23 protein-coding genes and 1 pseudogene are annotated in these 25,467 nt (G+C 43.8%); 2 read left to right on the forward strand and 22 right to left on the reverse strand.

What is annotated here, in order from left to right; genetic code table 11:
• The 7 genes and pseudogenes from GARC_RS25040 to GARC_RS25070 all read right to left on the reverse strand — a co-directional run.
• Positions 1-418: pseudogene (locus GARC_RS25040) on the reverse strand (transposase); the annotation flags it as partial.
• A gap of 224 nt (positions 419-642) precedes the next feature.
• On the reverse strand, positions 643-1,041 hold the full coding sequence (locus tag GARC_RS25045) for a GreA/GreB family elongation factor (protein WP_007625833.1): 399 nt from the start codon (positions 1,039-1,041) through the stop codon (positions 643-645).
• A 219-nt stretch (positions 1,042-1,260) separates the two neighbouring features.
• Positions 1,261-1,578: a GreA/GreB family elongation factor gene (locus tag GARC_RS25050; RefSeq protein WP_007625834.1), complete on the reverse strand. Its 318-nt coding sequence runs from the start codon at positions 1,576-1,578 to the stop codon at positions 1,261-1,263.
• Between the two features lie 621 nt (positions 1,579-2,199).
• Positions 2,200-2,358 (reverse strand): YqaE/Pmp3 family membrane protein, encoded by a 159-nt coding sequence (locus tag GARC_RS26580; protein WP_007625835.1) that lies wholly within the window; start codon positions 2,356-2,358, stop codon positions 2,200-2,202.
• Between the two features lie 216 nt (positions 2,359-2,574).
• Positions 2,575-3,600, reverse strand: coding sequence for a UDP-glucose 4-epimerase GalE (galE, locus tag GARC_RS25060; RefSeq protein WP_007625836.1), 1,026 nt, complete (start codon positions 3,598-3,600; stop codon positions 2,575-2,577).
• Positions 3,601-3,649: 49 nt separating this feature from the next.
• Positions 3,650-4,795, reverse strand: coding sequence for a galactokinase (gene galK / locus GARC_RS25065; RefSeq protein WP_007625837.1), 1,146 nt, complete (start codon positions 4,793-4,795; stop codon positions 3,650-3,652).
• On the reverse strand, positions 4,795-5,850 hold the full coding sequence (locus GARC_RS25070) for a UDP-glucose--hexose-1-phosphate uridylyltransferase (protein ID WP_007625838.1): 1,056 nt from the start codon (positions 5,848-5,850) through the stop codon (positions 4,795-4,797). The genes galK and GARC_RS25070 overlap by 1 nt, the downstream gene beginning before the upstream one ends.
• Before the next feature lie 215 nt (positions 5,851-6,065).
• On the opposite strand from GARC_RS25070, the gene GARC_RS25075 reads away from it, so the two are divergent.
• Positions 6,066-7,082 carry a LacI family DNA-binding transcriptional regulator gene (locus GARC_RS25075; RefSeq protein WP_007625840.1) on the forward strand — a complete coding sequence of 339 codons (1,017 nt, stop codon included), beginning with the start codon at positions 6,066-6,068 and terminating at the stop codon, positions 7,080-7,082.
• A 15-nt stretch (positions 7,083-7,097) separates the two neighbouring features.
• On the opposite strand, the gene GARC_RS25080 is transcribed toward GARC_RS25075, so the two are convergent.
• Both GARC_RS25080 and GARC_RS25085 read right to left on the reverse strand, forming a co-directional pair.
• Positions 7,098-9,053 carry a M48 family metallopeptidase gene (locus GARC_RS25080; RefSeq protein ID WP_007625842.1) on the reverse strand — a complete coding sequence of 652 codons (1,956 nt, stop codon included), beginning with the start codon at positions 9,051-9,053 and terminating at the stop codon, positions 7,098-7,100.
• Positions 9,054-9,080: 27 nt separating this feature from the next.
• Entirely contained in the window at positions 9,081-9,677 is a 597-nt protein-coding gene (locus tag GARC_RS25085; protein WP_007625843.1) for a LemA family protein, read from the reverse strand.
• 428 nt (positions 9,678-10,105) lie between these two features.
• Here GARC_RS25085 and GARC_RS25090 point away from each other — a divergent pair, with 428 nt between their 5' ends.
• Positions 10,106-11,005, forward strand: coding sequence for a fructose bisphosphate aldolase (locus tag GARC_RS25090; RefSeq protein WP_007625844.1), 900 nt, complete (start codon positions 10,106-10,108; stop codon positions 11,003-11,005).
• Positions 11,006-11,128: 123 nt separating this feature from the next.
• Here GARC_RS25090 and GARC_RS25095 read toward each other — a convergent pair whose 3' ends face one another.
• The 13 genes from GARC_RS25095 to ppsA form a co-directional block, all read right to left on the reverse strand.
• The gene (locus GARC_RS25095; RefSeq protein ID WP_007625845.1) at positions 11,129-12,034 is read right to left on the reverse strand and encodes a F0F1 ATP synthase subunit gamma; all 906 of its coding nucleotides are present in this window, start codon (positions 12,032-12,034) and stop codon (positions 11,129-11,131) included.
• Complete coding sequence (locus GARC_RS25100; protein WP_007625846.1) at positions 12,031-13,692, reverse strand: alternate F1F0 ATPase, F1 subunit alpha; 1,662 nt, start codon at positions 13,690-13,692, stop codon at positions 12,031-12,033. The genes GARC_RS25095 and GARC_RS25100 overlap by 4 nt, the downstream gene beginning before the upstream one ends.
• Entirely contained in the window at positions 13,689-14,501 is an 813-nt protein-coding gene (locus tag GARC_RS25105) for a F0F1 ATP synthase subunit B family protein (RefSeq protein ID WP_007625848.1), read from the reverse strand. Before GARC_RS25105 ends, GARC_RS25100 begins: the two co-directional genes overlap by 4 nt.
• Positions 14,502-14,504: 3 nt before the next feature.
• Positions 14,505-14,786: a F0F1 ATP synthase subunit C gene (locus GARC_RS25110; protein ID WP_007625850.1), complete on the reverse strand. Its 282-nt coding sequence runs from the start codon at positions 14,784-14,786 to the stop codon at positions 14,505-14,507.
• Between the two features lie 43 nt (positions 14,787-14,829).
• Positions 14,830-15,537 (reverse strand): F0F1 ATP synthase subunit A, encoded by a 708-nt coding sequence (locus tag GARC_RS25115; protein WP_007625851.1) that lies wholly within the window; start codon positions 15,535-15,537, stop codon positions 14,830-14,832.
• Positions 15,527-15,844: an N-ATPase subunit AtpR gene (locus tag GARC_RS25120; protein WP_007625852.1), complete on the reverse strand. Its 318-nt coding sequence runs from the start codon at positions 15,842-15,844 to the stop codon at positions 15,527-15,529. The genes GARC_RS25115 and GARC_RS25120 overlap by 11 nt, the downstream gene beginning before the upstream one ends.
• Positions 15,845-15,848: 4 nt before the next feature.
• Positions 15,849-16,193 carry an AtpZ/AtpI family protein gene (locus GARC_RS25125; RefSeq protein ID WP_007625853.1) on the reverse strand — a complete coding sequence of 115 codons (345 nt, stop codon included), beginning with the start codon at positions 16,191-16,193 and terminating at the stop codon, positions 15,849-15,851.
• The gene (locus GARC_RS25130; RefSeq protein WP_007625855.1) at positions 16,193-16,597 is read right to left on the reverse strand and encodes a F0F1 ATP synthase subunit epsilon; all 405 of its coding nucleotides are present in this window, start codon (positions 16,595-16,597) and stop codon (positions 16,193-16,195) included. Before GARC_RS25130 ends, GARC_RS25125 begins: the two co-directional genes overlap by 1 nt.
• Positions 16,572-18,125, reverse strand: coding sequence for a F0F1 ATP synthase subunit beta (atpD, locus tag GARC_RS25135; protein WP_007625857.1), 1,554 nt, complete (start codon positions 18,123-18,125; stop codon positions 16,572-16,574). Before atpD ends, GARC_RS25130 begins: the two co-directional genes overlap by 26 nt.
• A 47-nt stretch (positions 18,126-18,172) precedes the next feature.
• Positions 18,173-18,865, reverse strand: coding sequence for a VIT1/CCC1 transporter family protein (locus tag GARC_RS25140; RefSeq protein ID WP_007625859.1), 693 nt, complete (start codon positions 18,863-18,865; stop codon positions 18,173-18,175).
• Positions 18,866-18,940: 75 nt separating this feature from the next.
• Complete coding sequence (gene glgP / locus GARC_RS25145; protein ID WP_007625861.1) at positions 18,941-21,487, reverse strand: alpha-glucan family phosphorylase; 2,547 nt, start codon at positions 21,485-21,487, stop codon at positions 18,941-18,943.
• Between the two features lie 13 nt (positions 21,488-21,500).
• The gene (gene gpmI, locus GARC_RS25150) at positions 21,501-23,006 is read right to left on the reverse strand and encodes a 2,3-bisphosphoglycerate-independent phosphoglycerate mutase (protein WP_007625862.1); all 1,506 of its coding nucleotides are present in this window, start codon (positions 23,004-23,006) and stop codon (positions 21,501-21,503) included.
• Entirely contained in the window at positions 23,003-25,429 is a 2,427-nt protein-coding gene (gene ppsA / locus GARC_RS25155) for a phosphoenolpyruvate synthase (protein WP_007625863.1), read from the reverse strand. Before ppsA ends, gpmI begins: the two co-directional genes overlap by 4 nt.
• Positions 25,430-25,467 lie beyond the last annotated feature (38 nt).

The raw sequence follows: 25,467 nt of genomic DNA on the forward strand, positions 1-25,467 counted from the left end.
GAGCCAACTGATACTGTATAAACGTTGGCGGTAAATCCCTACGGTTTCTTCTAAGGTGAAAAACTCACTTTTACTGAGTGTATCCCCTCTTTGGTACTTTTGACTCAACCAGTGTGCCTTGATACATTTGATGCCAGCGCCATATGACTTCATCCATTGACCAGCTCTCAGCCAAGTCTTTATCCACACAAACAACAACATGGGTATGATTACTCATCACTGCATAAGCACAAATATCAATAGAAAATACTGACCCAAGAAACAACAAACGTTTCTCGACCCAACCACGGCGATGTTCGTAACTTTGCCCCGTAAACTTATCCTCACCGCACAAAAAAGAATAACGAACACAACGGGAAATACAATGGTAATAAGGGGTATCGATTAAACTAATTTGATTTTTACGTGGCAGAGGCATAGCAGACCATCCGTGGTTGTTTGAGTATATTAAAGTTTAGAACAAAGCAGTATTTTTGCTACTTTTTAAGATGGGTGTCTAGCTAAGTTGCTTTTTAAGATGGGTGTCTAGCTAAGTTGACATCTCTGAGGTTCATTTTTTTGTTTTAAACAGACAGCTCAAAAAAACACCAAGAATAAAAAAGCACCCAATCATAGCTAAGTTTTGTCTAACTAAGTTGTTACTCATTGGTATAGATTTGGGTTAAGGTTTTTTGCCTTGACCTTGACGATTTCAACAGTCCGCGGCCCTCGTTGTGTTTGCCACTTAATACATTGCCCTTTACTTAACCCCAGTAACGCCGAACCTATGGGTGCAAACACAGAAATGCTATCTTCGAATAAATTAGTGTCTGTCGGTAAACATAAAGTTTTAGTAAACCTTCGCTGTGTATCTAAAATTTCAAAGGTGACCTGACTTCCAATAGCGACTACATTATGTGGTAGATCTTTACTGGAGACGATCGTCGCTCGGTCGAGTTCATTCTCAATGGCGAACATATAATCTGCAGGCAATTTAGAACGCTCAAGTTGATACTCAACCGCCGCTAAATCAGCACTTGAAATAATGATATGTGGTTGCATTTTCATAACCTCTCATATTGAATTCTAATAGAAAGCAGGGACTCAGCAGAGCCCCCTTAATGTAATAGACTATTTTGCTTAGTTCTACGTTCCCCTTTTATTTATTGATGAATGCACTTAGCATAAAAAAGTATCCATCCCCATTAACTGTTTTTACATCCTTTCTAGGAAAAATCCCCCCTTGGGCCTGCCCTCAACGTATCCATGATGAACATATTTCTAATTTTGTTTATTCTCACTGTAGTTATTCACTGAAATAAGCTGCCATTTAAGCACTCCATAAGGGGTGTTCACTTGTGCCAGGTCTCCGCATCGAAGCCCCAATAATGCTGCGCCAATTGCCGAAGTAAAAGACACAAGGCCTTTTAACGGGCTGGCTTTTTCTAGGTTAACTATCCATAACTCTAATGATTCTTCAGTAGCAATATTTTTTAATATAACTTTACTTCCAATTCGAACTCGATTCTCTAGACGCGAGGTTTGGTTAGCGCAAAACTCCAAGCGTCCCAACAACAAACACAGTTCAATGGGATCCATCAGTATCCGATACTCAGCTTTCAGAAGCATCGAATTTGAACGGCAAATTGAGGTTTTGCTAGACCTGAACAAATGCATAAGCACGGCGAATTCTCCAACCGGACTGATTTTTAAAATAAATGAATAAACACGGGGTATGCGCCGAGCGTAAGGACTACACTCGGCTTAAATTGGTAAGGTGGGTACGTAACTCTTTATAAATTTACTGCTGTTATTTTTTAACATTATTACCTCTTAGTCGATTCGAGATGATAGCTGTCCTAAATATAAAAGCAAGCCCATAAGAACAGTTTACTTTTAGTACAGCTACCTTTAGTACCAATAGATATAAAGAAGGATGTCTAGCTAAGTTCTTAGAAAAGCAGGCAAAAAAGTAACACTCACCACGAATTGCCTTGGTTTTACATAAAGATGATATAACAGGTCAAACCGGCATATTGAAAACCTGTAGAACTCAGCGGTAAGCAGATACCGATAACCTGATTAGGACAATAAGCGCGTTTTTACAACTAGGTCATAGTCTTAAGACTAATCAAAGACCGTATATATGACAGCAATCCTGTCCCTGTTATCAATATGAAAAACCTTGCAGTACGGGAGGAGACCATATATGAACACTGGTTATTTAGTACAAACCCATAAAGCATGGATGATGCCTGGTACATAAAAAAGCAAACACAAAAGTATATTTATAAGTAGATCTTTTCCTACGCCACTTTTCAGAAAAACCGCAATAGGTGGTAAAAATATAGCCAAAATAATAAGTATTAGTTTATTCATAATGTTTCTCTTTTATAGTTAGGAGCGTGTTGAGTTTTTATAATATCTGTAATTTCACTAAAGCGGAACAAGATCTGCTTAGCTTTATCGCTTTGCCTTGCGATGTTTTTTGACTCAACACTCCTTCTGTTTCTGAAGGCGCATACAAACTGAATCCTAACTTAGGCCGATCCCACTAGTTTAAGAAAAGACAAAATTTAGAGATAACGTCTTTCATTAAACGTCATAACCATTAGGATTATTCGACTGCCATCGCCAAGTATCTTCCATCATGTCATTAAGTGAACGCTTAGCTTGCCAATTGAGTTGACTACTGGCTTTTTGAGCATTGGCCCAAAATGCAGATAAATCACCTGAGCGTCTAGGAGATACATGATAAGGAATGGTTTTATGCACCGCTTTTTCAAACGCAGCAACTATTTTGAACACCGAAATCCCCTTGCCTGTGCCGAGGTTAAAGGCTTCAACGCCAGTAAAATCGCTATTAGCATTTAACCAATCTAGTGCTGCAACGTGCCCTTCTGCTAAATCCATAACGTGTAGATAATCCCGCTCACAACTGCCATCTTCAGTATCGTAATCGTCACCAAAAATACTTAACTTATCTCTTTTACCTACTGCGACTTGTGCCACAAATGGTAATAAATTATTTGGAATGCCTTTGGGATCTTCGCCGATTATGCCGCTTGGGTGGGCACCAATAGGATTAAAGTAACGCAGTGATACACCTCTAAATTTGTTATTCGCTAAGGCTTGATCTGCCATGATGCGCTCAACCATAACTTTGCTGGCGCCATAAGCACTCGATGGTGTGCCTAATTTCATGGTTTCTACATAAGGAATATCATTTTCTTCACCATACACAGTGGCAGATGAACTAAAGATAAAATTCTGAACTTGATGTTTTTGCATCACTTCCAATAAACAAACTGAACCGTGAACATTGTTTTGATAATAACTAAGTGGGATTTGAGCAGACTCACCCACTGCTTTTAATGCTGAAAAATGAATCACCGCATCTATTTTATGGTTATCAAAAACAGCATCTAGTTTAGTCGTATCACGGATATCACCCTCAACAAACTCGAGCTGTTTACCAGTGAGTTTTTGCACCCGTGTTAATGACTCTTCACTTGAGTTACAAAGGTTGTCATACACTATGACTTGATGATTGCTTTGCAACAAACATAATACAGTATGGGAGCCAATGTACCCTGCTCCACCTGTCACTAAGACTTTCATTTTATGACCTTTTTGTTATTAAACATCCATTTACCTAGAGTGATTTGGATTAACGATTAAACGCACCGTTTGTGGCAACACACACATACATATCTGCTTTTAATCCAGAATGCTGCTGGTAGCTAGCTACAATTTTTTGTTTAACTTGTGCAACCAAATTTTTTGGTGTTAAAGCAATAACACAACCACCAAAACCACCGCCAGTCATGCGAACACCACCTTTAGCGCCTAGCTCAGCAGCGATAATTTCAACTAGGTAGTCGATTTCAGGTGTTGACACTTCAAAGTCATCTCTTAAGGAATTATGGGACTGGGCCATTAATTCACTCATTTTTGCCATGTCGTTATTTTGCAGTGCAGTTAATGCGGATTCTGTACGAGTATTTTCAGTAATAACATGTTTGGCACGTTTAACGAGTTCGGCGTCTAATTCGTTTTCGGCACTTAGGAGCTGCTTTAAGGTAACGTCTCTCAATGCCTGCTTATTAAAATAACTGGCCACAGTTTCACACTGTTGACGACGGGTATTATATTCACTATCAACCAACCCACGTTTTACATTGGAGTTAACAATCAACAAGGCCATGTTTTCTGGAATAGGTGCATGTTGGAAAGTCAGGCTTCTACAGTCTAATAACATGGCATTATTTTCTTTACCAAGTGCTGAAATAAGCTGATCCATAATGCCGCAATTACAACCAACAAAGTTGTTTTCAGCTTGTTGTCCCATTAGTGCAGCTTGAATACCATCTAATTCAATTGCATTTAAACTAGCAAAGGTTTTCAATACTGCTATTTCAAAACTAGCAGATGAACTCAGTCCAGCACCTTGAGGAACGTTACCAGTAACCACTAGGTCAGCACCTGTGATACTTGGGTATGCTTTCATTAACGCCAGTAATGTACCGCCAATATAATTAACCCACATTTTATTTTCATCAAACTTAATGTCATCTATCGAAAATTCAACGCTTTCATTATTACAATCTACTGCTAATACACGAACAAGATTATCATCACGTTTTGTTGCTGCGATGTCAGTACCAAAGTTAATAGCTGCAGGTAATACAAATCCGTCGTTGTAGTCGGTATGATCACCAATTAAATTGACACGACCTGGACCATGAGTGATGAGTGCTGGTTTAGTACCAAAATGAGCTCTATACATTTCACTGACTAATTCAAACTGGCTCATTATTTTTGCTCCGTGATTTGTTCTTTATAATGTAATGAAGACGCATCTTTTAATCTTGTTGCTGCTTGTTCTGCGGTGAGATCACGTTGTGCCTCTGCCATCATTTCATAACCAACCATAAATTTACGTACTGTTGCAGAACGTAACAATGGTGGAAAAAAGCTTGCATGAAGTGTCCACTCTGAATGCGCTTCGCCATCATAAGGTGCGCCATGCCAGCCCATAGAATAAGGAAATGAGGTATTAAATAAGTTGTCATATCGAATAGTGATTTGCTGCAGAATATCTGCTAACGACACTTGTTGTTGTGACGTTAAGTCAGTCATACGCTGAATAGCAAAACGAGGTAATAACAAGGTTTCAAATGGCCATGCTGCCCAGTATGGAACAACCACAACCCAATCATCATTACTGACAACCACACGTTCTTGAGATCCTAATTCTCGTTTGGCGTAATCTTGTAAAAGGTTTGTACCATGCTCTGCTAAGTAGGCAGATTGCGCATTTTGTTTCTTTTCAACTAAAGTAGGTAGTTGTTGCTGAGCCCATATTTGTCCATGTGGGTGTGGATTTGAACACCCCATCACTGCACCTTTGTTTTCAAAAACTTGCACCCAGTTGTAAGTTTTACCTATCTCTTCACATTGGCTTTGCCAGGTTTTAACCACTTCGGTAATTTCTTCAACATTAAGTTGCGGTAAGGTTTTACTGTGATCCGGAGAAAAACATATCACGCGGCTTTCGCCCTGCTCTGTTGCCATTTTAAATAATGGATCATCAGTTGCGAAAACCGGTGTATCGGCTTTTAACGCGGCAAAGTCATTGGGAAATACAAAGGTATTTTTATATTCGTCGTTCACTTCACCGTTAATACGAGTATTTCCTGAGCATAAAAAGCATGTTTCATCATAGGCTGGCCTCTGATCTTCATCTAAGGTTTCAACTTGGCCTTGCCAAGGGCGTTTAGCACGGTGCGGAGACACTAATACCCATTCATTAATTAATGGATTATATCGACGGTGTGGATGTTCGGTCGGATCAAAAATTTCACTCATGGCTAGTTACCTACTTTGATATTTTCACTTAACATTTACACACAGGGTAAACGTTTACCCTCTTGACTGCAATAATAAATTTAAATTTAGATTAATTACTATTTTAACGCCTTAAAGCCTTTATTTAATGGACTGCACACAAATGTAAACGTTTAGACTTTAATTGCACATAGATACAAGATACTATAGTTATAAATATTCCTAATAAGTAAATAATGTCTACCATAAAAGATGTCGCGAGAGAGGCTGGAGTATCAATTGCTACAGTATCCCGGGTAGTAAATAACGGACCCAAGGTTGGCGAAAAAACCAAAGCTCGAGTGTTATCTATTATGGCGGAATTAGGTTACCGCCCTAACGAAAATGCCAGAGCACTTGTCACTCAAAAAAGTAAAACACTGGGCGTTGTTATCCCTGATTTATCCGATCCTTTCTTTGCATCACTTGCCAATGGTGTGGATAAAGTTGCCCGACAAAACAATATGCAGTTACTTCTGAGTACCGGTTTAATCACTGAAGAATCAGAACGCCAAGCAATTAGACTTTTATTGGAGCGTAGATGTGAATCTATTGTGGTTCACAGTAAAAAGTTGTCCGACGAAGAAATAATAGAGTTCGCAAACAAAGTGCCTGGGTTAGTTCTAATTGACCGATTTATTCAAAAAATCGCAGATAGATGTATTTGGTTAGATAATGAAGAAGGTGGCAAAATTGCCGCTAGGCATTTGATGTCTTTAGGCCACCAGCAATTAGCCTGTATTTCTAGCAAATATCAAATTGACGATCCTGCCCTAAGATTTAAAGGCTTTAAAAATGAACTTACCGAGTCAGGTTTATCTTTGTTAAATCAACATATTGTTGAAGATGAACCTAACTTACAAGGTGGCGAAATGGCTACCCAAAAGCTTCTTGCAAGCGATACTAAATTCGACGCTATATTTGTTTATAACGATGCAATGGCAATTGGTGCCATTTCCACATTAGAAGACAATGGCTTTAGAGTGCCACTAGATGTTTCAGTCATTGGATTTGATGATGTGTTGTTGTCTAGATACTCACGACCTAAGTTAACAACCTTGCATTATCCCATTGAAGAAATGGCTGAATTTGCTGCACAACTGGCGTTAGGAAATATTAAAGACGTTACTGCACAGCAAATTAGCAGCGGTTATAAATACATACCTAGGTTAGTGAAACGTGAATCAACCTCTCTCCACAGTTTTAGTAAATAATCACTTTACTAATGGCTACGCCGACAGAGCGATTAATGGCATTGGACAACCCAGAGCATCAGCAAAAGCGCGTAATAACTCGACTTCAATAGGTGCTATTTTCTGGTCACGTTCAATACTGGCGGCACAGGCCTTCAGTAGTTGCTGTTTGAGCAAAGGTCTGAGCTTTTCCAATTCTCGCAGGGCACGGTCCAAATCGGCAAGATGAATGGCATTTTTTGCCACTAATTGCAGCTTACCAATATCCAGGATCTGTACTGCGGCGCCAAAGGCTGCTTCAATATCACTTGGATCTTGCTGGCCAGCATAAGCCAGAACCGAGAGGATCAACTCTGTTTCCTGCTGCAACTGCTTGATATTGGAATAACTTGTTGTTGAGCGCTCTGGTTTCAAAAACTGCCCATCTAGATGGGTAAACAAAATATTCTGTAACGACCATTCCAACAGGTCGAGCCGCGAATCCATTGCAATTAAGCTGCTTAGATTATCCCTAAAGGCCAGATATTGATTGAGTGATAGTTGTTTCAACGCAGGTATAGCGATATCGATGAGTGGCAAACGAAATTTAGTTTCCAGACCCGTCAGCTTTGGCGCTAGTTTTTGGGTTAAAACAAATACATCTTGCTCGGCATTTAGCTTTAAATGCGACAGTTGTTTGTCCCGCACCACCTGCCCCAGATCTAATACCAATGAATACATAACCGCACGGGCTCCATAGGGCTCACGAGCCGCTTCCTTGATGGCTAATGGCAGTTCTGATAAAAGCGAACGAGCATGTTCAATTGTTTCTGCTTGTGGACTCCCTATTTGATTAATGGATTTAGCGACATGGGCTATGGCAGCTCCCGCAACTAGTGGGATGGTTGTGTTGACAATCTGTTGACCTGTTAACTTTTCTTTTTTGTTTTGCCTTTGCCCCAAGCTAGGCTCCTGAATTGAATCGATTTTGTCGGAGCTATCAAACTTACCGTCCCACTGGGGATCAATACGCAAAATGCGCTGCTTTAGCGGCGGGTGCGTTGCGGCTAGGCCTTGCATAAATCCTGAAACACCTTGAGCGAAAAAGGCATGACTGACTTCAGGTGCAGCGGGACTTTCGAGTTTTGAACCGAATTTGAGCCCACCGATCCGTTTTAATGCGCCCGCTATGCCGTCCTGGTTACGGGTAAACTGAACAGCCGAGGCATCGGCAAGGTATTCCCGTTGTCGGCTCACCGCAGCCTTGATCAAGCCGCCGAAAAAAGTGCCAGCAAAACCTATCGCCATCAGTCCAACACCGAGAGCTAATATTCCAGCGGCGTTTTTACCATTGCTGCGCCCTCGCCCCGAAAAAGACGAAGCATACAAAATATAATAGCCAGCAAGTCCAATTATCAAAATACCATTTAGCGCGCCGATCAAGCGAATATTGAGTCGCATGTCACCATTAAAAATATGGCTAAACTCATGGGCAATAACGCCTTGTAGCTGATCACGACTGAGGTGGTCGACTGTGCCCTGAGTTACGCCAATGACAGCATCTCGTGGCGAAAAACCAGCCGCAAAAGCATTGATCCCTGATTCTTTGGTAAGCAGATACACAGGTGGTGGTGGCGTGCCTGAGGCGATGGCCATTTCTTCTACCACGTTTAATAGTTTGCGCTGTTTGGGATCATTGGTGTTTTGTGGGATCAATTGCCCTCCCAACGCTTCCGCAACAACTTTGCCGCCGGTCGACAGCACCATTATTTTGTACAAACTGCCAGCCACAACCAAAATACCAACACCTACACTGACTGTGGTGAAAGTTTGCCAGTCCATTTGCTCGAGCAAACTCCCGCCATTTTGCAGTTGCTCGCTATTCAAAAAACCAAAGACCCCCATAACCAGTAAATTGGTCATAAGGATCAAACTGAGCAGCGCCAGCACAAATAGTAGCGCTAGAATGAAGGTGTTTTTACGCACCTTGTCTTGTGATTCAAAGAAATTCATTTTAAATACTGCTATAAAAAGTTATCACTAGAACGAAACTTTTGGCGCGGCTTGTATAGCTGCAGAGTCTGCGAATTCCAACAAGGTTGCATCCTGTCCATAACCAAATCGAGCGGCTACCAAAACGGGAGGAAACGATTGTTTGTAAGTGTTGTAGGCCATCACTTGGTCGTTAAAGGCCTGCCGAGAGAAAGAAACCTTGTTTTCAGTAGAGATTAATTCTTCACTTAGTTGCATCATATTCTGATTGGCCTTGAGATCAGGGTAAGCCTCCATCACCATATTCATATTCATCATGGCGCCAGCTAGTTTACCTTCGGCACCACTTAGCCCTTTGATGGCATCGGCGTCACCTGGAGCGGCTGCAGCAGCGGCCAACATATTTTGCGCCGCATTACGCGCCTGGATCACCGCCTCCAAGGTTTCACTTTCATGTTTCATATAACCCTTGGCAGTTTCGATAAGATTAGGTATCAGATCATAACGCCGCTTTAATTGCACCTCAATTTGGGCAAAAGCGTTTTGGTAGCGATTTTTCAACGCCACTAGTTTATTAAATATCCCGATCACGTAAAAAACGATCAGCGCAACAACAACCAAAATGACTATCAATGTAGTACTCATATTTCTCGCCTTTTTTGCTAACTATGGGATAGATACTATTAAATTATGTAAGCTCTGTAACAAGGCTACAGAAAACCTGCGACGCTTGCGACCAACCATATTGGCATTGGCGACACGCCGCTTCAAGAGCCATTTTCATTATTATCTCGATCGCGCCATAAAAGCTATCTATAACGGCACTTGAGGGGCAAAGCAGGATATTCTTTGTTGCTATTCGATACATTCCACAGCAAATATTTTTATTACAGTAAGTTTCAGATGATTATTCTACGACAACTTCTATTTCTAGAAGTAACCGGGGGCATTTTCTGGGCGCGTCATCACCCTCTCCCTAGAAGATATATACGATATTGCTGATTAAGTATCTATCTTATGGTTTGAGGTTCATTATTAGAAGCTAAAGTATTTCTGGCATAAGGAAACTATCAATGGCATCACAAGTTCGCTTAGATATGTTAAAAAAGATACAAACTGAAAAAGGTTTTATTGCCGCCTTAGATCAAAGCGGCGGTAGTACACCCGAAGCGTTGCGTCGTTATGGTATTCCAGAAAACCGATATTCTGGTGATGAAGAAATGTTTACAAAAGTGCATAAAATGCGCACCCGTATTATGACTAGCGAAGCCTTTTCTGGTGATAGGATTTTAGCTGCGATCCTGTTTGAAAATACCTTAGACAGGGAAATCGAAGGCTTAGCCTCTGCAGATTATTTGTGGCAAAAGAAACATATTGTGCCTTTTTTAAAGGTAGATATTGGCTTAGAAGAGCAGCATAACGGGGTTCAGTTGATGAAGCCAATTCGCGGCTTGAATGATTTATTAGACAAAGCTGTCGATAAAAAAGTCTTTGGTACCAAAATGCGTTCAGTCATTAAATTGGCAAATAATAGCGGCATTCACATAATCGTTGCTCAACAATTTGCCGTTGCGGCGCAGATATTAGCCAAAGGTTTAGTGCCTATCATCGAAGCTGAGATTGATATTTATAGTCCAGAAAAAGGTGCAGCCGAATTATTACTTCGTGGAGAATTGTTAAAGCAATTGGATGCAGTACCCGTTGATCAGCAAGTAATGTTAAAATTATCGCTACCCAAAATCGCTGGTTTTTACGACAAAATAATTGCTCATCCCAGAGTATTAAAAGTGGTTGCATTGTCTGGCGGCTATAGTCGTGAAAAAGCCAACCGACTATTATCAGAAAACAAAGGCATGATTGCGAGTTTCTCAAGAGCCTTATCTGAAGAGCTATTCGAGCTAATGTCTGACGATGAATTTGAGTCAACCATCAATGAGTCTATCGACAGTATTTATCAGGCATCTAATGCATAAGTTTGCGTGAAGCTAATGAATGCCCGTGATCTGATTTAAAACATGGAAGTTTTAATATCCTTATTTAGGGAGTTTTTAGAGTCATGTGTATAACTCCCCACTCGACTAGCATGATTTAACCGCTCATGTTTTGGGTGAATAATTTAGCAATTCATATCCCGCTAAGACATCACTGAGTTCTTCGTCAATAGAGTTTTGACGTAAGCGGTGAAACTCACTTTCAAGGTTTTCCAGTAATTCGTCGATGTTTTTTTCTGCGCGCTGCATCGCTGCAAGTCGGCTTGCATTCTCACTGGCAAGTGATTCAGCACATGCGCGATATAATGATATAAAAACATATTCGCGGATCAATGCGCTCACTGTTGAAGTCTGACTGCTTAAAATTTCTGGCAGAAGTTTACTGGGCCAAGGAATTTGAGCCAGAGATTGTTGCCATTGTCTATCGAGAGGCAACAATCGCTGCGATACGGGCTGATATAAAGCCCCGGTTTTAGGCCGATTGTGGAAAACATAGACACTTGCAGATCCACTTTGAGTCGCATGTGTTTCGCTATTGATTTGAATTTGGCTGACCAATCCGGCAATGTCATTAACGCTGGTCGGCACAGAAAATCCTTTGGACAGCTCCAAACCAGCGTCGGCAAGTCGAGAATATACTCGTTCACCCACAGCCCAAACCTTTGGTTTACCCTCTAGAGTAGCAAGGGTTTTAATAGCAAAGTCAGCGACATCTTCATTAAATTGCCCCACTAGTCCCTGATCGGAACCAAATACAATGACTCCAATCACATCAGTGTCTCGTTGAATCGTGTTCGAGGCTGTATTGACAGCTGACATGCCAGGCTCAGAAGCGCGGAAACTCGCGCTCAATCCCAACTCAACCGTGCGGTAATAATCAGTTAGCGCACTTACCGATTGTTCGTATTGACTAATACTAGATGCTGCGAGCGCCTTCATGGTACGCACCACACCTTTAAGATCGCTGGCACTGTCGATCTTATGACTAAGACTGGCCGCAGTTTCGCTCATGGTTGTTTAGACTCGGACACATTCTTAGCTTGTGCAGCAGTTACTTTAGTAGCAACTTTTTTATCATGACTGGCCTTAGCCTTTTGTTGCTGTGGCTCAGTTTCAGTCTCAGGTAGAAAGTCATAGAGTGCTTTAGTCGCTAGTTCAACAATACTAAGGCGATCTTCATCGCTTAATGTTTTGGCACTAGCGAAGCGCTCACACAAGGCCGGTGGCAGGTTAACCGCGGCTTTGCGCAAAGTTTTCTGCGCTTGGTTCATCTGTGTTAGTGGGATGTTATCAAATAAATTCGAGGTCAAAGCCAACAGCAGAATAATTTGTTCAGGCTCGGGTATAGGTGACGATTCTGATTGTTTAAGGCAAGCGCGAATGCGACGACCATGTTCAATGGACTTTTGTGTGTCTTCATCCATACGAGCACCAAAGCGAGCAAAGGTTTCTAGTTCTTCAAATTGTGCATATGCCAGTTTAAGATCTCCTGCTACAGCGCGAAACGCCGCATGCTGAGCTTTTCCGCCAACACGAGAAACTGACTTCCCTACATCAACAGCAGGCAAAATTCCCAATTCGAATAACGATGGCGATAAGTAAATTTGGCCGTCGGTAATAGAAATCAGGTTGGTTGGAATATACGCCGAAATGTTTTGGGCTTCAGTCTCAATAATGGGCAATGCGGTCAGCGATCCGCCACCGCGCTCTTTACATAAATGAGTAGCACGTTCCAGCAAGCGTGAATGAATATAAAAAATATCGCCCGGAAATGCCTCTCTCCCCGGTGGACGGCGAAGCAGGAGCGAAAGTTCGCGATAGGCTCGGGCGTGTTTGGTTAAGTCGTCGTAAACAATCAATACGTCGCGGCCTTGCTCCATAAAGTATTCAGCAATACTGGTGGCCGCGTAAGGCGCTATATATTGCAAGCCGGGTGGTTCGTTACCTTCTGTTACCACAACAACTGTATAAGACAGTGCACCCTGCTGCCGTAATATATCCACGGTTTTTGCCACAGTAGAAGCGCGCTGACCTATGGCGCAATAAACACAAATTACATTTTTATCACGCTGATTGAGAATAGTGTCTATGGCAATGGCCGTTTTACCTGTCTGTCGGTCGCCCAGAATCAACTCTCTCTGACCACGCCCCACTGGTATCATCGCATCAATCACAACCAGTCCAGTCTGTAACGGCACAGTAACGGGTGCTCGATCCATAATAGCCACCGCCGGACGTTCAATGGGCAGGCGAACACTGGTTTCAATACTTCCCCCCTCATCGAGTGGGCGACCAAGGGGATCCACCACTCGGCCTAACAATTCTTCCCCAACTGCCACATCCATCACGCGACCACTACGGCGCACCTCATCCCCCGCTTCTAAGTGCGAATAGTCACCCAACAACACCACACCAATTTCTTCAGCATCCACGTTAAAGGCAATGCCAAGTACATTGCCTGGAAACATAATCAACTCTTCAAAGCCGACTCCAGGCAGTCCCGACACTTTAGCAATACCGGTGGCAACGTTAGTGATAATACCCACCTCGTACATAATTAATTGTGGAATAAATGTTTCGCGAGCTTGGTGCATATCGGCGAATGCGCTGTCGAATATACTTTCGAGGCGAGCAGTTTCTATAGCAGAGTTCTGGCTTATATTGTTCATGATATTTCAGTTTTAGCCATTGGTTTTGCTGTATTTTCTGGCTGAATTTTTTCTTTGATAAGTGCCTCGATACTTTTCTCTAACAACTCAAGATAATCGGCAATACTCCAAACTAATTTTTGTCCCTTGGCTCTGAGTTCGATTCCGCTAATAAGCTCCTCTGAGATTTCAAACTGCAGTGAAATATCAGCTGAAAAAGTGACATTGAGCGCATTTTGAATGGCTGTACGCTGGATCTCATCTAGTTCAAATGCACTAAGTAGCACAGCGGGCTCAGATGCCGAAGTGGTCTTTAACGCCTCTGCAAGAATGTTTTTTGTTTGTAGATCCAGTCCATTCAAACGGCCTATAAAAACCTCTGCAACTTGCTGCTCTAAACTGGTATTTGCCATATCACTCAAGGTTTTGCGCGTGATGGCAAATACTTCATTTGTTGCTTTACGACTCAGTGTTTGTTTAAGGTTACGGGCATCCCTTGCCATGCTCTGCTGGTGTTTAACGCTTAAGGCTTCGGCGGCTTGTTGCGCCTCTGTCATTAAGCGCTGGTGTTCGGCTTCAGCATCCTGGTTGACCTGCTGCATCAACTTGGCTCGTTGCTGGTCAAATTCATGGTTTTTGTGCTGAAATGCATCGCGCTCTGCTATAGCTTCAGTTTGTTTCGCAGCCGCATCGGCCAGTTCGGCAGCAATGCGTTGCTCTCTAGCATCGATAGCATCCAGGATTGGCTTATACAAAAAGCGTTTCAGCAACCACACCAAAATCAGGAAATTAACAGCCTGTGCCGCCACGGTGAACCAATCAATCAACATCGTTTAGTTACCTGCGGCTTGGGCAATGGCGTAATTCCAGAATGGATTAGCAAAAATAAGGATCATCGATACCACAAAACAATAAATCGCAGTAGATTCGATCATCGCTAGGCCGACAAATAATGTACGTGTAATAGTTGCTGACGCATCTGGTTGTTGCGCCAAAGCGCTTAATGCCGTGGCTACCGCGCGCCCTTCACCAAGTGACGGCCCAAGGCACCCAAAACTGATGGTGACACCCGAAATGATTATCGAAGCCACTGCTATCATTGTCATGCTGTCCATGTTTTCTCCCATATAGGTTGGTTGTTTAAATCAATTATATTCATTAGTGCACCGGCCCTGGATCAGACTGCGGTTTAGGTTTAGGTTTTCGTGTACGAGTCGCAGCCGCAATGTAGACAGCTGCAAGAATGGTAAATATATAAGCTTGCACTAAGCCAGTTAACAGTCCTAGTGCCGTCATTATGATTGGAAAAATAAAAGGCGTAATGGTTAGCAAGATACCGATAATCATCGCGCCGCTCATCATATTTCCAAACAAACGTACCGCTAATGCCAGCGTACGTGATACTTCACTGATGATATTAAATGGCAGCATAATAAAGGTCGGATCCATATAAGATTTCAGATAATTACCCATGCCTTGCTCGGAAATACCAAACATTGGAACCGCTATAAACACAGTTAAGGCCAATGCTGCCGTTGTTGATAACGAAGCAGTTGGTGGTTCATAGCCAGGTATAATGGTGCAAATATTGGCTGTCACTAAAAACAAAAATAAGGTGCCAAGAAATCCTAAATACTTATTTGCATTATGTAGGCCTATTTCTGTTATTTGCTGTTCGATACCAGTGACGATTATTTCCAAGAAATTTTGCCACCTAGAACGCTTTAAATCGGTTGATAAGTTCCTAGTGATCAACACTGAGCCTAAGGTCAACAGCAACATTAACGCCCATGTGAAGGCTATGGTTGCATTGATTTTGAAAAATCCGAGTTGCCAATAAACAACCACATCAGGGCTAAGGTGCATGGGGAGACTCCTTAGGGGCCTTAATAGCTTTTACTGATGCCACTCGGGTGCAACGTGTAATTAATAAACGGGCAGTCAAAAAACCGAATAAACACAGCAACAACAGTTGCCAAGACGGTTCACCTAAGTCACTCGTTAATACTAAATAAAAACCACTGAGGGCAAGTCCCATACGTAATAACAAGCTAGTTAATACATAAAGTGCGGGGTTGGCCGACAAAACACCTTTGCTAACTGTCCACCACAGGCCGCCAAAAAACATGCCACCCAGGCCTAAGCCAATACACCATACCAATAGAAAACTCATAAATTTACTCTTCCTTATCAAGGTCTTTTTGTTCATCACTTATGGCTTGATCTTCTTTTGCAATCCAGTGCCATGCATTGAAACAACCTATTGCCAAGCCTGCTACTAACAACGCCAAAGTCCAAGATCTTTCACTTGGATAATGATTATCAAGATAAATACCCAAAGTAGCGCCAAGCAAAGTTGGCACCACCACTGACCAGCCTATTAGTCCCATCATGCCTAAACCGAACCAGACTCTTTGTTCAGCGTTACGTCGCGCTTTTATTTTTCGTGCCGCTTTTACACCAACTTGTGCAGCTATAGGTGATTTAGCATTGTCTGTATCTTTTAGATTTTTATGTTTCATTATATTTTTTGAAAATTAACATAACGATGTAGAAAACCACTTTCCAACTTTGCCATAATCGCTCGTACTTGTTGTGCTTGCTCATCTAAGGCCAGAAAGTCTTGCTCTACTGCGATACGCAATGTATCAAGATCGCTACCAATCAAGGCACTACGTACAGAAACCAACACATCAAGTCCTGTTTTAACTAACACGCCTTCATTCACGGCAACGAAGACTTCACTTTCATCTAGGTCTGTAAAGGTTAGGATCCCAGGGGTAAGTACCGCCACGCAGTCGAGTCGATTCGGTAAAAAGCCATAAGCGCCTTCATTAGTTTCTGCCACAAGGTGCATAACATTGGTTTTGTCGAGCAAAACTTGAGAAGGCAACAATATCTTAAGATGCATCATTATTTGTGTCATCGGTAACCTCCGATTTTAGCGTTTCTAAAGCTGGCGTTTCGATACTATCGCTGGATGTTGAATCTGTGGTTTTTTGGCCATTCTGTTTTTTCGTTTTTAAGGATGATGCGGCTTTTTGTTTGGCTTCATCGATAGCGCCAATCATATAAAGTGCACTCTCAGGAAAGTCTTTGAATTCATCTTTTAAGATACGCTCACATCCATCCAAGGCATCGGCGAGACTGACCAGTTTTCCTTTATGACCCGTAAACTGTTCAGTGGTAAAAAACGGTTGCGTAAGAAAACGTTCTAAACGCCGAGCACGCCCTACCACGTTTCGATCCTCTGGGGAAAGTTGCTCCAAGCCTAGCATGGCTATAATGTCTTTTAACTCACTATACTGGGCGAGCGTACTACGGACTTGTTGCGCAAGTTGGTAATGACGTTCGCCAACTATGCCAGGCGTGGCCATTTTCGAGTTAGACTGCAAGGGGTCGATGGCAGGAAACAAACCTTCACTGGCCCGTTGTCGTGACAATACTATTGAAGCCGACAAATGAGAGAAGGTATGAACCGCCGCCGGATCAGTAAAATCGTCTGCCGGCACATATACTGCTTGAATCGAAGTAATAGCGCCATTTTCGGTATTGGCGATACGTTCTTCTAAGCCCGCCAACTCAGTTCCCATTGTGGGTTGATAACCAAGTCGCGAAGGCATTTGGCCCATTAAACCCGACACTTCTGAACCGGCCTGAATAAAGCGAAAAATATTATCAACTAGCAACAATACGTCACGGTGTTCATCATCACGGAAATATTCGGCCATGGTCAACGCCACCTGACCAACTCGAAAGCGACTACCCGGTGGTTCGTTCATTTGCCCAAAAACCATCACCATATTGGGCAATACCCCTGCTTGTTTCATTTCACGATAAAGTTCTTCGCCTTCTCGACAGCGCTCACCAATACCACAAAATATACTAACGCCTTTATGTTTACCCACCATGTTATGGATCATTTCAGTGAGTAACACCGTTTTACCCACACCTGCGCCACCAAACAAACCTGCTTTTCCACCACGCTCCAGCGGCACTAGTACATCAATTACCTTAATACCTGTCTCAAATATTTCTGCTTGTGTGGAACGCTGTGTCAAGGATGGAGGTGCATTATGTACTGAACGCCATTCAACATCGTGCAAATCACCTTCACGGTCAATGGCATTGCCAAACACATCAAACATACGCGCCATAATGCCTTTGCCAACAGGTGCTAATAAGGGCCCACCAGTGTCTTTAACAAGCATTCCCCGAGTTAAACCTTGGGTTGGTGTTAATGCAATGCAACGAACATGTTTATCATCACGTTGTTCCAATACTTCGATAACAATTTGCTGGTTATCACCCATGGTTAGCTTCGAATGGATCGGAGGTAACGCCTTATCAAAGCGTACGTCGACTACACTGCCACGTATAGCCACCACAGCACCAAAATTAGTGCTCTTATCCTTCGCTGTTGGTACCACTGAATTCATTGTTGCTGTTTCCATAGAAATTGTCATTCCACATAGGGACTTTTGGCATATTTGTTCATTTATCAGGCGACAGCGACATCAAAAACAATGCCCACTAGAGCGGTTGTCACCATTGCTAGGCTTCCCCAAAAACTTACCCGAGCTATGCCCGTAAGCATTTTTGCACCACTCAAATGGGCGGACAAGGCACCTAACATCGCAAGAAAAACCAGTGATAATAAGGCGACAACCAAAGACAAATTTTCTCCTTGGTAAAAATACGCTGTTAATAAGGGTAATAGTGCACCTAGCGTAAAACTCAGCGCCGAAGCCAAAGCGGCGGTAATTGGCTGTGCCGAGCTTTGTTCCGAAATCCCGATGTCATCGCGAGCATGTGCTCCAATTGCATCATGGGCCATCAATTGCCGCGCGACTTCTTGTGATAACCCTTTTTCGACTCCACGCTCTTGATAGATGTTGGCTAACTCGCTTACTTCGGACTCATAATCACTTTCAAGGGATTGTTGTTCCAACAAGAGGTCAGATTTTTCAGTGTCAGCCTGAGAACAAACTGATACATATTCACCCGCGGCCATCGAAATAGCCCCAGCCACTAGACCCGCTGTACCTGCGACTATTATGGCCACATGTGAAGAATTAGCCGAAGCCACACCAATGATTAAACTTGCAGTAGATACAATTCCGTCATTAGCGCCTAACACTGTCGCCCTTAGCCAACCCACTCGATGTTGTCGATGATCATGTATTTGAGACATAACGGCTCCTTATCCGCGATTGATTGATTTACAATATTACTTCTAGCAACACCGTAGAAATTTTTTTACAACGGCTTAGTGTTCCCAATAGATATGATTGACTTCCAAAGGTATGGATACGTCATCACTAAAGGGAAACACTCGCAAGGTGTATTCTGTTAAAGGTTGACTCGCAGGTACTACACTACGATACAAGTGAGCCCTCATGGGATCGTCAGGTATGTGCACACAATCCATTGATTGTCGCAAGGTACTACTACCATCCACGGCATTAGCATAGAGCTCAACCTTTACATCCTTTGGTGCTAAACCGTTAAGTAACACATTAGCTGAAAATAAATACTGATCTCCTTCCTGCTTGACTGTCATGCCGTCTACAAACAATCCTTGCCAACAATGACTTAATGTTTGCTGCCAATCAGCTATCTGCCCTGCCAGTTTTCCATTATCTTGTGAGCGTAAACGAAACGCTTCTGCGGCAGGAAGATAACGCTGTTCGGTATATTCACGCACCACGCGATTAGTCGAAAACTGCGGGGTCAGGCGTGCCATGCTTTCGCGCATCCGCCTCGTCCACGCAACGGGAGTGCCCTTGTCATCACGGTCATAAAACTCTGGAATAACCTGCTGTTCAAGCAAGTCATAAAGGGCTTCTGCTTCAATAGCATCCCAAGCAGGATCATTACCATGTTCTTTACCATCACCCAGAGCCCAGCCAATATCGGGGCTATAGGCTTCAGCCCACCAGCCATCGAGTTCAGATAGATTAATACCACCGTTAACCAGCACTTTCATACCGCTGGTGCCGCTCGCTTCCCAAGGGCGCTGCGGGGTATTTAGCCAAACGTCTACTCCGGCGACTAAGTGTTCGGCCAAAAACATGTCGTAGTCACTAAGAAAAATTGCATGTTGGCGGATCTGTGGCTGACGAATGTACTCTATCCATTGTTTTATTAATGCTTGGCCATCCTCATCGGCTGGATGAGCCTTACCAGCAATAATAAGTTGCACTGGCCGCTCGGGATTAGTCAGTAAACGTTGGAGGCGCGCTGGGTTATGCAATAATAAGTTGGGTCGTTTGTAGGTTGCAAATCGTCTGGCAAACCCTAAAGTCAGCACATTGGGATCAAACAAATGTTGCGCCTCTGCAGCTGTCCTAGGAGAGGTACCTGAGGCAACCAACTGTTGCGATAAATGCTCGCGTACATATTCGACAAATTTGTGGCTAGCATCGGTTCGAAAATGCCAAAGATCCTCATCTGAAACATCTCGAATGGATTTGCATAGGGTTTCAGTGGTACCAAGCCAACGCTCTTTGCCGCAAGCTTTTGTCCAAAGGTCATCCGCAGCGGCAGAATCCCAACTGGGTGTATGCACACCATTAGTCACATGTCCGATTGGCACTTCATCTATGGGCCAGCGAGGGAATAAAGGTGCTAAAAGTTGCCTACTAACCTTTCCATGCAGCGCGCTTACGCCATTCACTGCACCGCTGCCATGTATCGCCAGATACGCCATATTAAAGTCATCGGCTAGCTCTGCTTGGGGTTGCCTTCCCAGAGCTAATAATTCTGCGGTTGAAATACCCAGCTCTGTGGTGGCATATTCACCTAACCAATGTTTGATCAAATCAGCTGAAAAACGGTCAAAACCGGCTTCTACTGCCGTATGCGTAGTAAATACATTTCCTACACGTGTAGCCGCCAATGCTGTGGCAAAAGGCTGCCCGGTTTTCTCCATAAATTCCCGCGCCCGCTCCAATATGGCAAACGCAGCGTGCCCCTCATTTAAGTGGCACACTTCAGGCTCTATCCCTAAGGCACTAAGCAATCGCCAGCCGCCAATACCCAGCACCAGTTCTTGCATCAAACGCATTTCCGCGCTGCCACCATACAGTTCACTGGTGATGGCACGAAACGGTGGATAATTTGCGGTGTCATTACTGTCCAATAAATACAATTTTGTACGTCCTACCTGAACTTTCCAGGCACGCAACCAAATAGGATGTCCAGGTAGATTGAGTTTTAACCGCAACCATTCGCCGTTAGCGTGACGCAAAGGTGAGATCGGCAATTGTCCTGGATCATTGTAAGGATAAACGGCTTGCTGGTTGCCCTCCATATCGATGAGCTGGCGAAAGTAGCCTTGCTGATAAAGCAGTCCCACCCCAATCACTGGAACGCCTAAATCACTGGCGGCTTTAAGCTGATCACCCGCAACATTGCCTAAGCCCCCGGAGTAGATAGGCAAAGCGTCACTCAACATAAATTCCATGCTGAAATACGCCACAGTATTGAGGGCCGATCCGGGATAACTTTGCTGGAACCAAGCTGGCGACTCCGCTGCTTGACGTTTTTGCTGCAACAACGCATCGATGCGTTTGCGAAACGCAGGATCCGCTGTGACTTTCTGAATTTTATCCCGAGATACCGTTTGCAGCAGACCCCAAGGGTTATGGGTAAGCGCCCAGAGTTCTGGGTTGAGTTGCTTCCAAATATCATCGGTAGCGTGATTCCAAGACCAGCGTAAATCAAGTGCCAACTCAGCAAGGTCGTTAAAACCATCGACCTCAGTTGGTAATGCACTATATAAAGAATCACTGGAGCGGGTATTTATGGACATATTGTTTCCTAATTCAACGCAGTAACAAGCTGCGGCCAGTCATTACATCAGGTTGAGGCAGTCCGAGTAATTCGAGTATGGTTGGCGCTACGTCAGCAAGGCTGCGGCCGATCCCCAGCCGCACGTCTGGCTCACCTATTAACAGGCAAGGCACAGGGTATGCAGTATGCTGGGTGTGAGGTTGCCCGGTTTGTGGATCAACCATTTCATCGCAATTGCCATGATCTGCGCTAAGCATTATGCGCCAGCCTCGTTGTAACGCGCTTTGTATAATTCGAGAACTCTGCAGGTCAACGGTTTCCACAGCGCTGATAACCGCCGCCCGCACTGCAGTGTGGCCAACCATATCGGTGTTGGCAAAGTTCACTAGTACAAACTGATAGGAATCACTCTCAATAGCTGTAATCACCCGGTCGGCCACTGCTGGCGCACTCATTTCTGGTTTTAGGTCGTAAGTTGCGACATTCGGCGAGGGAATAATTTCGCGGCTTTCACCAGCAAAAGGTGTTTCGATACCACCATTAAAAAAGTAAGTAACGTGGGGATATTTTTCGGTTTCGGCACAGTGAAACTGTTTTAAGCCTGCGGAGCTGATGACTTGTGCCAATACTTGTTGTGGTAATTGTGGTTTGAATAATACTGGGAACGGAAACTGCGCGTCGTATTCGGTCATACAAACCACTTCACGGCAGCCCACTTCGGCACGATCAAAATCGTTGAACTTTTCTAGGCCAACAGCAGCAGTTAACTGGCGAATACGATCACTACGAAAATTAAAAAACAATACAGCTTGGTTTTCTGTAATGCCCTTGTAATCGCCTATGATAGTGGCTTGAATAAACTCATCGGTTTCGCCCCGCAGGTAGGCTTCTTTAATGGCTTGCTCTGCGGTATCGGCATGTAAGCCCTGCCCTGTTACCATTGCCGACCACGCCTTTTCGGTGCGATCCCATTGACTGGTGCGATCCATGGCTAAGTAGCGACCGCTTATCGTGGCAATCTTGCCGCAGCCGAGTTGTTGCAGTTTATCTTCTACTTGTCGCAAATACGACTGTGCCGAGCGCGGTGGCGTGTCTCGTCCGTCGCACACCATGTGAATCACAGGTTCGACTCCAGCTTTTACTATCAGCGGCAAAAGCCCTAAGAGATGTTCAATATGAGAATGTACACCGCCATCTGAGACGAGTCCTACTAAGTGAAGACGTGTTGAATGCTCGAGTAGAGTTTGCCAATTAGTATTATTTGCTAAATCATCATCGGCAATGGCCTGTGAAATACGGGGTAATTCTTGTTTTAATACCCGCCCCGCCCCAAGAGTTAAATGGCCTACTTCGGAATTACCAAACTGACCATCGGGTAAACCAACGGCTTCGCCAGAGGCCTGCAATACAGTATGCGGCCAAGTAGCAAAATAATGATCAAGATGAGGTGTTTTTGCCAGTGCCCACGCATTATGAGCCCGGCTAGGGTTAACCCCAAAGCCGTCTAAGATGATCAGTAAAACTGGCGTTTTTTTCATTTTTTGCTCGACTTCAGGTGTTTTTCAAGTTCAACGACCTGGCGAATTGTTTTTAAAACAGTATCAGGTGTCAGGCTGATTGAATCGATGCCAATCTTGACCAAAAACTCCGCTATCTCCGGATAATCTGATGGTGCTTGGCCACAAATTCCTGAATGTTTGTTGTTGCGCCGTGCGCCCTCAACTGCCAGCTTTATCATCTGTTTAACACCTGCATCGCGTTCGTCAAAATCAAAAGCGACAATTTCTGAATCTCGGTCTACGCCCAAGGTAAGTTGCGTCAAATCGTTCGAACCGATAGAAAAGCCATCGAATAACTTAGAAAATTCGTCGATCAGGATGACATTGTTGGGGATTTCGCACATCACATAGATTTCTAAACCGTTATCACCACGCTTAAGGCCATTTTTAGCCATTACAGCTAATGCCTTTTCACCTTCATCAATACGACGGCAAAAAGGGATCATCAGGATCACATTATCAAAGCCCATTTCATCCCGCACTCGTTTCATCGCGGCGCATTCCAAACCAAAACCTTCAGCATAGGCAGGGTGACTGTATCTAGCGGCACCACGAAAACCAATCATGGGGTTGGATTCGACAGGCTCGAACGGTTTACCGCCCAGCAGAGTGGCGTATTCGTTGCTTTTAAAATCGCTCATGCGCACCACGCAGGGCTTTGGATAAACCGCAGCAGCTATGGTCGCAACACCCTCAGAAAGCGTCTTAACAAAAAAGTCTACTGGGTCTGCAAAGGCGCTGCTAAGTTCAGCTATGGATTGTTGCGTTTGTTCATCGAGTTTTTCTGGATGAATAAGCGCCATCGGATGGACTTTAATGTATTCATTAATGATGAACTCCATTCGTGCCAGACCAATGCCGTCTACTGGTAATGAAGCGAAACTAAAGGCTTGGTCGGGGTTGCCCAAGTTCATCATAATTTTGGTTTTTGGCTGTGCTAGATTGCTCAGGTCTGTCTCCTCGATATTGAACTCGAGAATACTTTCAAAGACCTTACCAATTTCGCCCTCGGCGCAGCTCACTGTGACTTCCTGGCCGTTGCTGAGTATTTCAGCACCATTGTCGGTGCCAACTATAGCGGGAATACCAAGTTCACGAGAAACAATTGCCGCATGACAGGTTCGACCGCCGTGGTTAGTAACAATCGCAGCTGCAGTTTTCATAACAGGCTCCCAATCTGGGGTTGTGGTATCTGTCACTAGTACTTCGCCCGGTTGGAAGTCACTTAAATTTTTCACATTATTGATCACCCGCACTTTGCCCGCGCCAATGCGAGTCCCAACGGCCTGACCTTTGGCGAGAATGGCTGAGGAGTTATTAAGGTGGTAGATTTTTAATATATTACCTGAATTTTGAGACTCCACTGTTTCTGGTCTAGCTTGCACCATGTAGATCTGGCCATCGAGACCATCTTTGGCCCACTCCATATCCATGGGTTTATGTTTGCCTTGCTTTTGGGAATAGTGTTTTTCTACTTTGATGGCATAGTCAGCGAGAACCATAACGTCTTCGTCACAAATCGAAAAATGCCCTTGCTCTTCTTTTGTTGTGTCGATATTGCAGGTGTACTCAACGGCTATGCTGTCAGTGTTAAGGGTATCGGTAAAAATCATCTTAAGTTCTTTTTTACCCAATCGGCGTTTGAGTACCGTGCGAAAGCCTTTTTCAAAGGTTGGTTTATGAACGTAAAAACTGTCTGGGTCGATGGTGCCTTGCACGATGTTTTCGCCCAAGCCTAAGGCGGCATTGATAAAAACCACATCCTTAAAACCTGTCTCGGTATCCAGCGAGAACATCACACCACTAGCGCCAATATCGCTGCGCACCATTTTCATGATCACCACACACAAGTCCACTTTGAAGTAGTCGAATTTATTATCGTACTTGTAATGGATAGAACGGTCAGTGAAATTAGAAACCAAGCAACGAAGATAAGCGTCGAGCAATGCCTCGTCACCACTGATATTAAGATAGCTGTCGTTCTGACCAGCAAATGAAGCCTCAGGAGAATCCTCTGCCGTAGCTGAAGAGCGCACTGCCAGCGATACATCATCACCATATTGCACTTTTAACTTGTTGTAGTGGTCGATGATCTCAGTCTGAAGATCCTGAGGTAATTCACAGGCTGCAACAATAGCCCTAGCCTTAGCGCCTCGGGCTTGTAAATCTTTAACATTATCCGGGTTTAGCCCGTCAAGTGCCTCATGTAGTTGCGGCCAAGCATTATTAGCATCCAGTACTTGGCGATAAGCCTCAGCGGTAACAGCAAAACCATTTGGCACCCGCACACCTTGAGCGGTCAGTTGTTGATACATTTCGCCGAGTGACGCGTTTTTTCCGCCCACCTGAAGGACATCGTCCATACCAACTTCTTCGAACCAGCGAATATATTTGTTTGACATTTCATCACCTATTTTTAAATTGAATCCACGCTTTTCTG

Source organism: Paraglaciecola arctica BSs20135 (assembly GCF_000314995.1).
Taxonomy (GTDB): domain Bacteria; phylum Pseudomonadota; class Gammaproteobacteria; order Enterobacterales; family Alteromonadaceae; genus Paraglaciecola; species Paraglaciecola arctica.

Excerpts from the sequence above, each read along its gene's own strand:
- GARC_RS25045 (WP_007625833.1), bottom strand. The coding sequence starts at position 1,041 with ATGCAACCACATATCATTATTTCAAGTGCTGATTTAGCGGCGGTTGAG.
- GARC_RS25050 (WP_007625834.1), bottom strand. The coding sequence starts at position 1,578 with ATGGATCCCATTGAACTGTGTTTGTTGTTGGGACGCTTGGAGTTTTGC.
- GARC_RS26580 (WP_007625835.1), bottom strand. The coding sequence starts at position 2,358 with ATGAATAAACTAATACTTATTATTTTGGCTATATTTTTACCACCTATT.
- galE (WP_007625836.1), bottom strand. The coding sequence starts at position 3,600 with ATGAAAGTCTTAGTGACAGGTGGAGCAGGGTACATTGGCTCCCATACT.
- galK (WP_007625837.1), bottom strand. The coding sequence starts at position 4,795 with ATGAGCCAGTTTGAATTAGTCAGTGAAATGTATAGAGCTCATTTTGGT.
- GARC_RS25070 (WP_007625838.1), bottom strand. The coding sequence starts at position 5,850 with ATGAGTGAAATTTTTGATCCGACCGAACATCCACACCGTCGATATAAT.
- GARC_RS25075 (WP_007625840.1), top strand. The coding sequence starts at position 6,066 with ATGTCTACCATAAAAGATGTCGCGAGAGAGGCTGGAGTATCAATTGCT.
- GARC_RS25080 (WP_007625842.1), bottom strand. The coding sequence starts at position 9,053 with ATGAATTTCTTTGAATCACAAGACAAGGTGCGTAAAAACACCTTCATT.
- GARC_RS25085 (WP_007625843.1), bottom strand. The coding sequence starts at position 9,677 with ATGAGTACTACATTGATAGTCATTTTGGTTGTTGTTGCGCTGATCGTT.
- GARC_RS25090 (WP_007625844.1), top strand. The coding sequence starts at position 10,106 with ATGGCATCACAAGTTCGCTTAGATATGTTAAAAAAGATACAAACTGAA.
- GARC_RS25095 (WP_007625845.1), bottom strand. The coding sequence starts at position 12,034 with ATGAGCGAAACTGCGGCCAGTCTTAGTCATAAGATCGACAGTGCCAGC.
- GARC_RS25100 (WP_007625846.1), bottom strand. The coding sequence starts at position 13,692 with ATGAACAATATAAGCCAGAACTCTGCTATAGAAACTGCTCGCCTCGAA.
- GARC_RS25105 (WP_007625848.1), bottom strand. The coding sequence starts at position 14,501 with ATGTTGATTGATTGGTTCACCGTGGCGGCACAGGCTGTTAATTTCCTG.
- GARC_RS25110 (WP_007625850.1), bottom strand. The coding sequence starts at position 14,786 with ATGGACAGCATGACAATGATAGCAGTGGCTTCGATAATCATTTCGGGT.
- GARC_RS25115 (WP_007625851.1), bottom strand. The coding sequence starts at position 15,537 with ATGCACCTTAGCCCTGATGTGGTTGTTTATTGGCAACTCGGATTTTTC.
- GARC_RS25120 (WP_007625852.1), bottom strand. The coding sequence starts at position 15,844 with ATGAGTTTTCTATTGGTATGGTGTATTGGCTTAGGCCTGGGTGGCATG.
- GARC_RS25125 (WP_007625853.1), bottom strand. The coding sequence starts at position 16,193 with ATGAAACATAAAAATCTAAAAGATACAGACAATGCTAAATCACCTATA.
- GARC_RS25130 (WP_007625855.1), bottom strand. The coding sequence starts at position 16,597 with ATGACACAAATAATGATGCATCTTAAGATATTGTTGCCTTCTCAAGTT.
- atpD (WP_007625857.1), bottom strand. The coding sequence starts at position 18,125 with ATGGAAACAGCAACAATGAATTCAGTGGTACCAACAGCGAAGGATAAG.
- GARC_RS25140 (WP_007625859.1), bottom strand. The coding sequence starts at position 18,865 with ATGTCTCAAATACATGATCATCGACAACATCGAGTGGGTTGGCTAAGG.
- glgP (WP_007625861.1), bottom strand. The coding sequence starts at position 21,487 with ATGTCCATAAATACCCGCTCCAGTGATTCTTTATATAGTGCATTACCA.
- gpmI (WP_007625862.1), bottom strand. The coding sequence starts at position 23,006 with ATGAAAAAAACGCCAGTTTTACTGATCATCTTAGACGGCTTTGGGGTT.
- ppsA (WP_007625863.1), bottom strand. The coding sequence starts at position 25,429 with ATGTCAAACAAATATATTCGCTGGTTCGAAGAAGTTGGTATGGACGAT.